We start from the raw sequence: 12,842 nt of genomic DNA, 5'->3' as shown, positions 1-12,842 counted from the left end.
CAGGCCAAGGGTCGCCCGTTGTCCCTCGACGTGTCCTGGGTCCTGTCGCCCCTCCTGGCACTGCCTGGTGTCGCCCGCGGCGTGGTGTTGAGCCGTGACGGGCTCATCCTCGGCGGCTCGGCCGACGTGACCGCCGAGAGCGGCGAGCGCGCCGCCGCCATGACGAGCTCCGTGCTGGGGGCCGCCCGCGCCCTGTGTGACGGTCTCAGCAACGGCGTCGACGGCGAGGTGGTGGACATTGTCATCTCCGCCGGCAGCGGCTACTACTACATCGCCCCGGCCGGCGACCGCGCCGCCATCGTCGTCGCCGCCACCGGGGCGGTCAACATCGGCTCGCTGGCCTACGAGGTGCAGCTCCAGGTGCAGAAGCTGATCAAAGCTCTCGACGAGGCCAGTGCGGCCAGGGTGCCGGGCGTCCGGGCATGACCTCCGGACGGCAGCGGCGGCGCGTCGTCCCGGATTACATGGCCGCCGCGAGGTTGACCGTGCCCGAGAACATCAGCGTCGAGCGCACGACCCTGGTCTACATCGCGCCCGACGCCGCCACCAACGGGCTGGACCCTCCGGGATCGTATCTGCTGGCCCTGCTGCGGGATGGGCCATTGTCGGTGTATGAGTGCGCCGCGCACCTGGGCCTGCCGTACTGCGTGGTGCGGTTGCTGGTCGCCGGGCTGGTCGGTGGCGGAACGCTGCTGACCCGCGATCCGCCGGCCGCCGACCTGCCCGACATCGAGATCTTGGAGTTGGTACTCAGTGGCCTCCGCGCTCTCTGACCGCCGTATCAGTACCGAACACATCCCGGTCAAGCTGGTCATCGCCGGGCCGTTCGGCGTGGGCAAGACGACCATCGTGGGCGCGCTCTCGGAGATCAAGCCCCTCAACACCGAGGAGGTGCTCACCCAGGCGGGCACGCTAGTGGACGACCTCACCGGCGTGAACGAGAAGACGACCACGACCACCGCGATCGACTTCGGCCGCCTCACCCTGCCAGGCGTGGTGCTCTACCTGTTCGGAGCGCCGGGCCAGACCCGGTTCCAGGTCCTGTGGAACGAGCTGGTCCGCGGCGCGCTGGGAGTCCTGGTGCTGGCCGACACCCGCCGCATCGACGACAGCTTCGCCGTCCTCGACCTGGTGGAGAACAGCGGCATCCGCTACGCGGTGGCCGTCAACCACTTCCCCGACTCGCCGGATTACCCGCCGGATGCCCTGCGCAAGGCGTTCGACCTGGACCCGCGCACGCCGCTGGTGGTGTGCGACGCCCGCGACCCCGTCTCCGCCCGCACCTCGCTGATCGCGCTGGTGGAGCACATCAGAGAGCTGGTGCTGTCATGACCCTGCGCTATATGCCCGACTCCGGGCGCCTGTACGGGCCGGAGTACGCCAGGGACCCGCAGGCGGTCTATGCGGAGCTGCGCCGTCGGCACGGCGCGGTCGCGCCCGTCGAGATCGCCCCGGGCATCGAGGCCCACCTGGTGATCGCCTACCAGGCCGCCGTGGACGTGCTCACGAACGCCGGCGGCGTCTGGAGCAAGAACCCCACCGCCTGGCAGACGCGGCTCCCCGACACCCCGGAGGCCGCGGGGATGATCGCCATGCTCGGCTACCGGCCCAACGCGCTGTTCTCCGACGGGGCCGAGCACGCCCGCTACCGGAAGGTGATCTCCGACTGCTTCCAGCTGGTCCAGCCGCACAAGCTGCGCCAGATGGTGATCGAGGTGTGCGACTCGCTCATCAGCCAGTTCGCCGCGAAGGGCGAGGCCGACCTGGTCGCCGATTTCGCCAGGGCCATCCCGGCGCGCGTCTTCAACCTGCTCTTCGGGCGGCCCGACTCCGACAGCGCCGGCCTGGCCAAGGCCCTGTCGGACATGATGGAGGCGGACGGCGAGACGGGCGCGCGGGGCAGCGACGCGTTCAGCCGCTACATCGGCGAGCTGATCCAGGGCAAGTACACCCAGCGGGGCGATGACCTGACCTCCTGGTTCATCGACCATCCGGCCGGGTTGGGGAGCGACGAGCTGGCGCAGACCATCGTGCTTGTGGTGGCCGCCAGCTACGAGCCCACGGCCAACCTGATCTCCAATACGATCTCCCGGATGGTCAGCGACGACCGCTACTACAGCTCGCTCAGCAATGGAGCGCTCAGCACGTACGACGCCCTGATGGAAGCCCTGCGCGCCGAGCCCGCCATGGCGAACTACGGCCCGTACTTCGTGCGCCAGCCCGTGCACTTCCACGGCACCTGGATCCAGCCGGCCGAGCTGGTCCTCGTCTCCTATGCCGCGGCCAACACCGAGCCCAGCAACATGCCCGAGGAGATGCGCTCCGACGGCGGCGCGTACCTGGGCTTCGGCGCCGGTCCACACCGCTGCCCGGCCAGCGACCCGGCCGTGCTCATCGCCATGACCGCGATCGAGCGCCTGACCTCTCACCTGTGCGACCTCGAACTGACCGTGCCGCGCGATGGACTGCTGTGGCGGCCCGGCCCGTTCCACCGTGCGCTGGCGCACCTGCCAGTGCGCTTCACCCCCATCCGCCCCGATCAGCCGGGAGAATCCCCTTGGGCAGTACAACCCCCGTCGTCCTCGATCCCTTCGGAGCCGACCTTCCCGGCGAGGTCCGCCGGTTACGTGACCTCGGCCCCCTGGTCCTCGTAGAGCTCGCGGGAGGCATCCCGGCCTGGGCCGTCACCCGGCACGACCTGCTCAAGCAGCTCATCCTCGATCCGCTGGTGAGCAAGGACAAGCGGCACTGGCGGCTGCTGCCTCAGGTGGCCGACAAGCCCGGCTGGACCTGGATCATGACCTGGATCGGCGTGTCCAACATGCTCAGCGCCTACGGCGAGGAGCACCGGCGACTGCGGAAGCTGATCGCCCCGAGCTTCACCGCGCGCCGTACCAAGGCCATGCAGCCGATCGTCGAGGGTCTCGTCGCGGAACTGCTGGACGCCATGACTGCGCTGCCGCCGGGCCAGGTCATCGATCTGCGCAGCGCCTACGCCCACCCGCTGCCGATGCGGGTGATCTGCGAGCTGTTCGGCGTTCCCGAGGACATGCGGGTGGAGATGGCCCAGATGATGGAGGCCATCATGGACACCACCGCCACCCCGGAGCAGGCAACGGCCACGGCGGTCCAGATCGGCACCGTACTGCCCGCCTTGGTCACCTACAAGCGCGAGCACCCGGGCGATGATCTGACCACGGAGCTGATCAACGTCCGCGACAGCGGCGACTCGCTCAGCGACGACGAGCTGCGCGACACCCTGCTCCTCCTTATCGCGGCCGGACACGAGACCACCGTCAACCTGATCGGCAACGCCGTGCACGCCCTGCTCACCCATCCGCACTACCTCCGGCGTGTCCTGCTGGGAGAGATCTCCTGGGAGGCGGTGATCGAGGAGACGCTGCGCTGGGCACCGTCGATCGCCAACCTGCCACTGCGGTTCGCCATCGAGCCGATCGAGATCGGCGGCGTACGCATCGAGGCGGGCGACGCGATCATCGCGAGCTACTTGGCGGCCGGGCACGACCCCGACCAGCACGGCCCGGACGCCGACCGGTTCGACCCGACCAAGGAACGCGACGAGCACCTGGCCTTCGGCATCGGCGTGCACCGCTGCATCGGCGCTCCACTCGCCCGCCAGGAGGCGCTCACCGCCTTGCCTGCGCTGTTCGCCCGGTTCCCGGACCTGCGGCTGGCAGAGGACGAGACCGAGCTGGCGCACGTCCCATCCTTCATCGCGCACGGCTGGAGCAGCCTGCCGCTCCTACTGCACCGCTGACCCTCACCGGCGCCACGCGTTTCCCCGTGAGGGGATGTGGAGGAGGTTCCGGTCGGTGCCGTCACGGCTGACCACAGGGTCGGCATGGCCGCCCGGCCGGACTGGATAGTCCCAGCCGCGGCCCTGACCTCGTAGCAAAACACCAGCTCACAGCACGAAACCGAGTTTGCGAGCGGGACAGGGTGCCCGGTGTGACGATCCGATGCGCCCGAAGCCGGCGTTGAAGAGCTAGGAATTCACGCGTCACAACGGGCGCAGGTGCTCGATCGTGACGTGGTGCTGCTCCGTCAGCCGCTGGGCGATCAACGAGCGGTGGCAGGCCTCGGGGGCGCGCTCGACACAGAGCAGCGCTGCGGTCCCACTGCTCGGCAGCGCCGACACGATCGGCGCGAGGTCGGCGCGGTCGAGGATCTCGGTGGTGTAGCGGCGGGTGTACTCGGCAGCGAGTTCGCGGCGCGAGCGCTTGCCGACCCCTTGGCGGTCATCCTCGGCGTACTGGAGCCGGCGCAACTCGGTGGTTGGGGCGAGCTCACGGTGGTGCTCGTAGGCGATCCCGGCATGGGCGAGGGCCGCCTGCAGCCGGCGTGAGTTCGCCCAGGCGTACTCGGGTCCGCGGACACCGCGGCGCTGGCGTACGTCGAGCAGCAGACGAACGTCCGCGTGCCGCAGTCGTTGCAGGAAGGACTCGCCGCCGAAACCATAGACGCCGATTGTCGCCATCCTGAGCACCGGAAATCACCCACCCGCCTCCTACTCGTGCCGCCTCCGGCAGCCCTGCCGGAGGCGGCGAGGTCGCATCACGCGACGGCGGTCCCCTCAAGCTCGACCATCAGGTCGGGGATCGCCAGCCGTGTCACCCCGAGCATCGTGGTGGACGGTGCCACCCCGGCGGCGCCCAACCGCGACGCCAGCACGCCGTAGTGCTGGAAAAGCAGATCGACGTCGGTGGTGTAGACGTTGAGCCGGACGAGGTTCGCGAGGGACATGCCGGCCTCGCCGAGCACGGCCTCCAGGTTGTCGAGGCTCAGCGCCAACTGCGCCGCCATGTCATCGGTATGCTGGGGCTTGCCGTCGCCGCTCATCGCGGTCTGCCCGGCGCAGTACATGGTCCGGGTGTGCCCGGAGACGATCTCACCCTGGTTGTACCCCATCTCCACCGACCACGCCCACGGGTTGACCGCCGTTCGCTCCATTGCCACATCAGCTCCATTCAATTCGTCGACATCACGTACGTCGATCGGCTCGGTAGCCGCCATCTTTTTGGTCGCGTTGATGAGCCTCCCAACAAATCACGACATCCTGTGTCGTGTATTTCGGTAAAGTTCTCGTATGCGCGCCGACCGGTTGGTCTCGCTGGTGCTGCTGCTGCGGCAGCACGGTCGGCTGTCCGCGGCCGCGCTGGCCCGCGAGTTGGAGGTATCCACCCGCACCGTGCTGCGCGACATCGAGGCGCTGTCCGCAGCCGGCGTCCCGGTCTACGCCGAACGCGGCCGGCACGGCGGTTTCGCGTTGTTGCCCGGTTTCCGGACCGAGCTCACCGGACTCAACCCCGACGAGGCCCTTGCCCTGCTGGTCGCCGGATCGCGGCGCGGCGCGCAGGCATTCGGCCTCGGCTCGGCGCTCGCTTCGGCGATGCTCAAGGTGGTTGACGCGCTACCCGAAAGCTATCGGGACACCGCGGCCGGCGCGGCCGAGCGATTGCTCATCGACCCGGAGACCGACCTGCTCTCGCGTCGGCTGGCCGCTGAGGAGGTGCCTGACGCCATAGCGGCCGAGGTCCTGCGCGCGGTGTTCGCCGGACACAAGCTGCAGATCCACTACGCGGCTGTGGACCAGACCCCGAAGTGGCGCACGGTGGACCCGATCGGCCTGGTCACCATACGTGACCGGGGCTACTTGCTGGCCACGAGGTCTGGCGCGGACCGCACCTACCGGCTGTCCCGGATCTTGGCCGCCAAGGAACTCGCCGAACCCGCACAGCGACCAGACCGGGTCGATCTGGACCGGGCCTGGCAGGAACGCAGCACCCGGTTTCGGACCGGCGGCGACCAAGTCACCGTGCTGGTACGGATGGACCCGGCGCGGCGGGAAGACCTGGTGGGCACCGCGCTGGCCGTCCTCGCCGAAGAAGCCGACTCAGACGGCTGGCTGCGGCTGGAGGTGACCTTCCAAGATCCGAGACACGCCGAATGGGCGCTGTGGCAGCTCACCACGAACGCGGAAGCCCTGGCCCCGCAGTGGTTGCGCAACTCCCTGCGCAACCGCGCCACCGCCATCGCCGCCCGCTACGAAACGTCATCCTGAGAGTTGTCGCCTTCTGCGGGCCACCGCCGACGCGATTCGGACCGCTCCATACTGGTAGGTGCCAAGCGGCGCCGAACGACGCGTGCGCAACGCGCGGCGCTGCCTTGTAGCAGACGGTCATAGTCCATTCGTCCGTCGGCAGCCTTGATCGAGTGGAGCACGTCGAACTTGCCGGCGAGATTGCGCCGGCGACTCTACCCGCCGCGGACGGCGCGGCGGAGCTTCGCGAGGCGCTCGTGCAGGGTGCGTTCCCCGCTGCGGTTCCTCAGGCGTGTCACCGTCTGGTGATGCGGCACGTCAGCTCTGAGGTGTGGCGTCCAGTAGCGTGAGGGCGTTCTGGATGCCCTGCTCGAGGACGGCGTCGGCGAGTTGCCGGTCGGCCAGGGCGCGGGAGAGTTGCATTGTCCCGACCATCCCGGCGTAGATGCTGAGCGTCCTGACGCGCGCCGACTGCGGATCGTGCGGCGCCAGACGCGCGGTGAAGTCGTCGATGATGGCCAGCACGCCGTCGGTGTAGGCCTGCCTGGTCGCGTCCGTGCAGCGGCCGATCTCATCGAGCAGGGCGGCCGACGGGCAGCCTTCGCCGGAGTTGTCGCGGTGCTCGGGCGACAAGTATGCACGCACGATCTGCTCGACTCCGGCGCGGCCGGGCGCCACCTCGCTGAGGTTTTCGCGCTGTTCGCGGAGCTGGTCGGCGACCGTGGTGGCGACCAGCTCCTCCTTGGATGCGAAGTGGGCGTAGAAGGCGCCATTGGTCAGTCCCGCGTCCGCCATGAGCGTGGCAACTCCGGAGCCGTCGATGCCGTCCTTCTTCAGCCGGCGGCCGGCCGTCTCGATGATCCGCTGCCTCGTCGCCTGCTTGTGCTCCTTGCTGTACCGCACCACGCGCTCCTCCTCCCGACGGGGAGGACCCACGTGCCCTCCCCCACACCCCATCTTCATACGATCATAATCTAAATTCAGCGGAACCCTTGCGCCCGGACGGCGTCTCATCCTATGGTCGTATGGTCATAATCTAAAGGCGGTGCACGAGACGCGTGCACCGCACCGAGCAGGGGTGTCACCATGGGCATCAGTCCGCAGGCGCAGCAGTCCGCACAGTTCCTGGGAAGCGTGAGCGCGAAGTCGTCGGCGCCGGGCCTCGATCTGGCGATCGTGCGCGACCTCGTCGAGACGCACCATCTCGCGTCGACCGAGCCGGAAGGCGTCACCTACGCCGAGGTGAACGCAGACGGCGTCCCCGGCATCTGGTGCATCCCCGAGGGCGCCGACCCCGACCGAGCGTTGCTCCACTTCCACTTCGGTGGGTCGGTCACCGCCTCGATGCACTCCGACCGCAAGGCCGCCGGCCACATCGCGAAGGCGGCAGGAGTCCGCTCGCTGGTCGTGGACTTCCGACTGGTCTGACCCGAGGCCCGCTGGCGCATACAAGACTCCCTGCCGCGTCTCGGCACTTGCCTCGGACTCTTCCTTTCATTCTCGTTGAGCAACAAATTGGAGAGAGAAAATATCATGAAAGCATTCATCCTCGACCGTTATGGAAACAACGACAGCGTACGTGCGGGCGTAATGCCGGAGCCTGAGGTACGGGAGAATGACGTACTGGTCCAGATCCACGCCGCAGGTGTGAACCTTCTCGATTCCAAGATCAGGGACGGAGAGTTCAAACTCATTCTGCCCTATCACCTGCCGGTCGTTCTGGGTAATGATGTGGCCGGCGTCGTGGTCCGAGTCGGGTCTCGAGTGCGGCGATTCAAGCCCGGCGACGAGGTCTACGCACGACCAGACCAAGATCGAATCGGTGCTTTCGCGGAACTCATCTCGATAAAAGAAGACGACCTGGCACTGAAGCCAACACAACTCACCATGGAAGAAGCGGCCTCCATCCCACTGGTCGGCTTGACCGCTTGGCAAGCGTTGATCGAAACAGCGAAGCTGAAGAAAGGACAGAAAGTCCTCATCCAAGCAGGTTCCGGCGGCGTAGGTACATTTGCCATCCAGTTGGCCAAGCATGTCGGGGCGACCGTGGCGACCACAACCAGCACGACGAACATCGATCTGGTGAAGCACCTCGGCGCAGATGTCGTGATCGACTACAGGAAAGACGACTTCGAAAAAATCCTGCATGGCTACGATGTGGTCTTGCACAGCCTGGACGACGAGACGCTCAAAAAATCTCTACGAGTGCTGAAACCCGGCGGAAAGCTCATCTCGATCTCAGGCCCACCTGATCCCAATTTCGCAAAAGAGATCGGATCGCCGTGGATCTTGAGGCCGGTAATGCGCGTTTTGAGCTATCGAACCAGGAGAGCGGCAAAACGTCATCACGTCAGCTATTCATTTCTTTTCATGAGAGCAAGTGGAGATCAACTGCGCGAGATCAGCTCTCTCATCGATTCGGGGATAATACGCCCAGTCGTGGACCGGGTCTTTCCGTTCGAGTCAACCAATGAGGCCATGGCTTACCTCGAAACGGGACGCGCAAAAGGCAAGGTCGTCGTCAAGGTGAGATGAATATCCGGTCGCGGCGATTGGGGTCGGTCCGCGGCGATGAAGGACGGCGACGATCCCGCCGCCGTCGCCAAGGTGACCGGCGCGGCAGCCGCCGGTCCGGATGCTCCCCGCACACGCTTCCTACGTCGCGGTCCAGCACCTCGACTCGGCCGCCCTCATCCTCTACAGCGACGCCGGCCACGCTTTCCTGTTCCAGCACGCCAAGAAGTTCGCCACCGAGGTGACCAACTTCCTCGCCGCCTGACCTCGCCTACGCCACCGCCGCCATCACCGACCTCGCCGGCAGGCCCTCCGGCCGAACGCCGACAGCAACCGAGGGGGATCTCGCCCCTCGGTGACCAACAGCCCCCGCGCACCGGTCACCACCCTGCCCGCCCACGGAACCGGACCGGCCACCTGACCCGCGGCCTGACACGAAACCCCGGCTAGCCCACCAAATGCGATCAACGTGCCTTTCTCATTTCTTCAGGAGCTTTCCATGGACCTGTCCACCAGCACCGTTCTTGTCACCGGAGCCAACCGGGGGTTTGGCCGCGCGCTCGCTGCCGAGTTGCTCAGCCGCGGCGCCACCGTCTACGCCGGTGCCCGCAACCCCGACCAGGTCGACCTGCCGGGCGCCACGCCGATCGCGCTCGACGTCACCGACCCCGCCTCCGTGGCAGCCGCCGCCCAGGCCACCGGTGACGTGACGGTCCTGATCAACAACGCCGGCTCAGCCACCGGCAGCGACCTGCTCGCAGGCGACCTGGACGACATCCGCCTGGAGATGAACACCCACTATTTCGGCACCCTCTCGGTGGTCCGCAGCTTCGTACCCCAGATCGCGGCCAACGGCGGCGGCGCGATCCTGAACATCCTGTCCGGCCTGTCCTGGGTCAGCTTCCCGGAGGTCGGCGCCTACTGCGCCGCCAAGTCCGCACAGTGGTCGCTCACCAACGCCCTGCGCGTGCAACTCGCCGACCAGGGCATCCGAGTGGCCGGACTGCACGTCGGCTACATGGACACCGACATGGTACGGACGGTCACCGCGGCCAAGTCCGACCCCGCCGACATCGCCCGGATCGCCGTCGACGGCATCGCCGCCGGCGCCTACGAAATCCTCGCGGACGACGCCAGCCGCCAGGCACAGGCCGCGCTGGCCGCAGGCGTCACGGCGCTCTACCCGCAGTTGGCCTGAGGACCAGTCCACGTCGAGCACCTGCATCCATGAACTCCTCGCCACCCTCCCCGGGCAGTGGCCGAGCGCGAGGCACCTCGTGACGGTCCTTCTGGTTCGGCTCGTGAAGAGATCGAAGACCTTCCTGACTTCAACCTGTTCGTGGCCAGGTTCCGCGCCAGGGGAATCCGAACCGACTGAACGTGCGGGCGTAGGGCCTGCCGCGACGTCAGGCGCGGGACTCGCTGAACCAGCGCCCAGCCGAGGGCAGGAGGAGCAGGACGATGACGGTCCAGGTGAGTATGTGAGCGCCGAACACCGCATTCCAGGTCACGGTCGAGAAGAGGGCCAGGTCGAGGATGGTTGCGCTGATCGTCAGCAGGTGCACGGCGATGATTGCCCAGCGTAAGAACGTTCGGCGGCTCGACCATCGGCTCAGCAGCCACCCGAGAAGGGCAGTGCTTCCTGCGGCGTAGGCCAGGGCAGGCAGGATGCCCCATTCGAAGGTTGAGAAGAAGCCGGCCAGCGTGATCGCTAGACCCACCAGGCCAAATGCTACTTCGAGCGTGATGACGAATTGAGCCACTTTAAGGGTGCCCGGCATGGGGGACGCCTTGACGGTGTTCGTCACAGTTCCATTGTGGTGGACAGACGACCACCCGGGTTTCTTGGAGACGCGTCCCGGTGCCAGCAACTACTATGCGCGGCATGTCGTCACTGCCCCGCCATGAGGTCCCGGTTGTTCGTCCTGCTGCCTGGCGTGTGCAGCAGGCTTGGACCAGTCTGCTGCCGAAGGGCGTGACGTCATGCCCGCCGTTGGGCACCACCGACGGTCACACCAATTGGGTGGCGGCGGTGACGACCGCGGTCTTCGACGGCCGTGCCGTAGCGGTCACCGCAGGCGGCGACAACACCGTACGGGTCTGGGATCTGTCAACCGGCGAGCGGGCCGGCGCCCCATGGGCTGGTCACACGAACGCGGTGCGGGCGCTGGCGATGTCAGTTCTGGACGGTCGCCCTGTTGTGGTCAGCGGTGGTGACGACGACACCGTACGGGTGTGGGAACTCGCGTCCGGTAGGCCGGTGGGTGAGCCGTTCCACCTTCAGGCTGACAGTGCGGAGGCCCTCGCGATCGCGGAACGCCATGGCCGCCGGGTGGTGGTCGCCGGTTGCTACGACACGACGGTACGGGTGTGGGATCTGGAAACGCGGCAGGAGGTGATGGCGCCGATCCGCGGCCACACCGGCCCGGTGTACGCGGTGGCGACCGCCGTGCTGGACGGCCGCTGGGTGGCTGTCACGGGCGGCGACCGAACGGTCCGGGTATGGGACCTGGATACCGGTGATCCGGTGGGTAGCCCGTTCACTGGCCATAGTGGACACGTGGGCGCGGTTGCGGTCGCGGAGCTGGCTGCCGGCCATCTGGTGGTCGTCTCTGGTAGCTATCAGACGACCACACGCGTGTCGGACCTGGCCACCGGACTTCCGGTCGGTGACCTCCCCCGATCTGCGGACCTAGAGGCCGTGACGACCACGGTTGTGCACGGCCGGCTGGTGGCGATCACCTGCAACTCCAACGAGCCGACCATCCAGGTGTGGGACCTGAAAACGGCCGAGCTGGTCGGTGAGCTGTTCCCTCAGCATCCCCGCACAGTGCATGCGGTGGCGACGGCAGTGGTGGATGGCCGGCAGGTGGTGGTGTCGAGTTGCGACGGCGGGTCGGTCCGGGTGTCCGATCTGGTCGTCGGCGAACCGGCCGACAAACCAGTTCGCCACGACGCCGCGATCACGGCGGTGGCCACCACTTCAGTGGCTGGCCGACCGGTGGCGGTCACCGGCAGCGATGACGAAACCGTACGAGTATGGGATCTGGACACCGGCGATCAGGTCTGCCAGCCACTCACGGACCACACCGGCGCCGTCACTGCCGTGGCCGCGACCCAAGTGGACGGTCGCGCGGTGGCGATCACCGGAGGCAAGGACGGCAATGTCCAACTCTGGGACCTCACACTGGGGAAAGCGGCCGGAGCACCGTTGACCACCCACAGCCGCCCGATAACCGCCGTCGCGGCCGACAACACAGGCGACCCACCCCGGGCCATCACCGCCGGCGACGACAAGACCATCCGGGTATGGGATCTCCGCACCGGCGAAGAGACCGGCAACCCCCGCAAGAGCGACCATCGATGGGTACACGACCTCGCCACCACCACGCTCGACGACCAGCCCGTCGCCCTACTCGGACGGTGGGGCGGCGGCTTCCGGGTCCGTGACCTCACCACCAACCGCGACACCGGACTCCAGACCACCGGAAGCAACGGCAAACCGGTACGCCTCGTGGCCGCCACCATCGTGGACGGACGACCCATCGCCATCACCACGAACGATGACTGGCGCGACCCGCCGATGAAGGTATGGGACGTCGCCACCGCTCAGCAGATCGGCCAACTTTCCACGGGAACCGTGGGCGCACTCGCCGCCACCACGGTCAACGGCCACCCCATCGCAGTTGCCGCCAGCTACAGCACGGTAGCGGCATGGAGCCTCACCACCTTCGACAAGATCAGCCCTGACATCGAATTCCCCGGCCCAGTCAACGCCGTCGCTGCCACCCCACAAGGCCACATCATCGTCTGCTTCGACCGTGACATCGCCGTACTCACCGCAACCCGATCGAGCTGACCATGGCATGGTTCGACAGGACTGCAGAGAACCGGCAGCCACCATCCTGAGAAGGTAAAGATCAACCACAGGTCCCATCAAGGATGGGATCATGTCTGCCACACGCGGAACCGCGACCTTGGCCGTCACGCGCGGATCGCTCGATCTCCTCGCGATCCACGGATGAGCGTCAGCGTGTCGAGGCAAGGCCCACAAGCCGGAACACCGCGGGCCCGGCTCGGCGTCCCAGGACTCCAGCCGCACGGCCGCGACGAAGTGGTAGACCTCGTCGGTGGGGAGCTCCACTCCGGCAGGTCGGTGCCGTCCAGCCCGAACGTGTTGTACTCGACGTAGACCTCGTCGTCGAGCCTCCGCAGCACTGTGCCATGTCAACGCCTTCGCCTTGTTGGTGATCATCCTGGCTTGGCG

General features: G+C 67.2%; 15 protein-coding genes. 11 read left to right on the top strand and 4 right to left on the bottom strand.

Features of this window, described 5'->3' with window-relative positions:
• Nucleotides 1–18 precede the first annotated feature (18 nt).
• Genes EJK15_RS10770 through EJK15_RS10750 form a run of 5 tightly spaced genes read left to right on the top strand, consistent with a single transcriptional unit; the run spans nucleotide 19 to nucleotide 3,778 of the window.
• Nucleotides 19–426 carry a roadblock/LC7 domain-containing protein gene (locus EJK15_RS10770; protein ID WP_206060779.1) on the top strand — a complete coding sequence of 136 codons (408 nt, stop codon included), beginning with the start codon at nucleotides 19–21 and terminating at the stop codon, nucleotides 424–426.
• Nucleotides 423–773, top strand: coding sequence for a DUF742 domain-containing protein (locus EJK15_RS10765; RefSeq protein WP_138710232.1), 351 nt, complete (start codon nucleotides 423–425; stop codon nucleotides 771–773). Before EJK15_RS10770 ends, EJK15_RS10765 begins: the two co-directional genes overlap by 4 nt.
• Nucleotides 754–1,332 carry a GTP-binding protein gene (locus EJK15_RS10760; RefSeq protein WP_206060778.1) on the top strand — a complete coding sequence of 193 codons (579 nt, stop codon included), beginning with the start codon at nucleotides 754–756 and terminating at the stop codon, nucleotides 1,330–1,332. Before EJK15_RS10765 ends, EJK15_RS10760 begins: the two co-directional genes overlap by 20 nt.
• Nucleotides 1,329–2,654, top strand: coding sequence for a cytochrome P450 family protein (locus tag EJK15_RS10755; RefSeq protein ID WP_206060777.1), 1,326 nt, complete (start codon nucleotides 1,329–1,331; stop codon nucleotides 2,652–2,654). Before EJK15_RS10760 ends, EJK15_RS10755 begins: the two co-directional genes overlap by 4 nt.
• Nucleotides 2,558–3,778 carry a cytochrome P450 family protein gene (locus tag EJK15_RS10750; protein WP_138710231.1) on the top strand — a complete coding sequence of 407 codons (1,221 nt, stop codon included), beginning with the start codon at nucleotides 2,558–2,560 and terminating at the stop codon, nucleotides 3,776–3,778. Before EJK15_RS10755 ends, EJK15_RS10750 begins: the two co-directional genes overlap by 97 nt.
• 243 nt (nucleotides 3,779–4,021) lie before the next feature.
• Here the strand turns inward: EJK15_RS10750 and EJK15_RS10745 are convergent, their stop codons facing one another.
• The gene (locus EJK15_RS10745; protein WP_206060776.1) at nucleotides 4,022–4,498 is read right to left on the bottom strand and encodes a DUF488 domain-containing protein; all 477 of its coding nucleotides are present in this window, start codon (nucleotides 4,496–4,498) and stop codon (nucleotides 4,022–4,024) included.
• A gap of 77 nt (nucleotides 4,499–4,575) precedes the next feature.
• Nucleotides 4,576–4,971 (bottom strand): RidA family protein, encoded by a 396-nt coding sequence (locus EJK15_RS10740; protein WP_138710276.1) that lies wholly within the window; start codon nucleotides 4,969–4,971, stop codon nucleotides 4,576–4,578.
• Nucleotides 4,972–5,107: 136 nt separating this feature from the next.
• Between EJK15_RS10740 and EJK15_RS10735 the strand changes: the two genes are divergently transcribed.
• A complete protein-coding gene (locus tag EJK15_RS10735) occupies nucleotides 5,108–6,082 on the top strand; it encodes a helix-turn-helix transcriptional regulator (RefSeq protein ID WP_138710229.1) in 975 nt (324 codons plus the stop codon).
• A gap of 297 nt (nucleotides 6,083–6,379) precedes the next feature.
• Here EJK15_RS10735 and EJK15_RS10730 read toward each other — a convergent pair whose 3' ends face one another.
• Nucleotides 6,380–6,964 (bottom strand): TetR/AcrR family transcriptional regulator, encoded by a 585-nt coding sequence (locus EJK15_RS10730; RefSeq protein ID WP_206060775.1) that lies wholly within the window; start codon nucleotides 6,962–6,964, stop codon nucleotides 6,380–6,382.
• A gap of 183 nt (nucleotides 6,965–7,147) precedes the next feature.
• Between EJK15_RS10730 and EJK15_RS10725 the strand changes: the two genes are divergently transcribed.
• The 4 genes from EJK15_RS10725 (at nucleotide 7,148) to EJK15_RS10710 (ending at nucleotide 9,773) form a co-directional block, all read left to right on the top strand.
• A complete protein-coding gene (locus EJK15_RS10725; protein ID WP_206060774.1) occupies nucleotides 7,148–7,489 on the top strand; it encodes a hypothetical protein in 342 nt (113 codons plus the stop codon).
• A gap of 105 nt (nucleotides 7,490–7,594) precedes the next feature.
• Nucleotides 7,595–8,596: an NADP-dependent oxidoreductase gene (locus EJK15_RS10720; protein WP_138710228.1), complete on the top strand. Its 1,002-nt coding sequence runs from the start codon at nucleotides 7,595–7,597 to the stop codon at nucleotides 8,594–8,596.
• A gap of 100 nt (nucleotides 8,597–8,696) precedes the next feature.
• Nucleotides 8,697–8,840 (top strand): hypothetical protein, encoded by a 144-nt coding sequence (locus tag EJK15_RS10715; RefSeq protein ID WP_206060773.1) that lies wholly within the window; start codon nucleotides 8,697–8,699, stop codon nucleotides 8,838–8,840.
• A gap of 234 nt (nucleotides 8,841–9,074) precedes the next feature.
• A complete protein-coding gene (locus EJK15_RS10710; protein ID WP_138710227.1) occupies nucleotides 9,075–9,773 on the top strand; it encodes an SDR family oxidoreductase in 699 nt (232 codons plus the stop codon).
• A 208-nt stretch (nucleotides 9,774–9,981) separates the two neighbouring features.
• Here the strand turns inward: EJK15_RS10710 and EJK15_RS10705 are convergent, their stop codons facing one another.
• Nucleotides 9,982–10,383: a hypothetical protein gene (locus tag EJK15_RS10705; protein WP_138710226.1), complete on the bottom strand. Its 402-nt coding sequence runs from the start codon at nucleotides 10,381–10,383 to the stop codon at nucleotides 9,982–9,984.
• Nucleotides 10,384–10,451: 68 nt separating this feature from the next.
• Between EJK15_RS10705 and EJK15_RS10700 the strand changes: the two genes are divergently transcribed.
• Nucleotides 10,452–12,434, top strand: a complete 1,983-nt coding sequence (locus tag EJK15_RS10700; RefSeq protein ID WP_420847036.1) for a WD40 repeat domain-containing protein — start codon at nucleotides 10,452–10,454, stop codon at nucleotides 12,432–12,434.
• The last annotated feature ends 408 nt before the right edge of the window (nucleotides 12,435–12,842 follow it).

Origin of the sequence: Nonomuraea basaltis (assembly GCF_005893125.1) — a bacterium.
Lineage (GTDB): Bacteria > Actinomycetota > Actinomycetes > Streptosporangiales > Streptosporangiaceae > Nonomuraea > Nonomuraea basaltis.
This window is presented reverse-complemented; position numbering and strand designations above follow the sequence as displayed.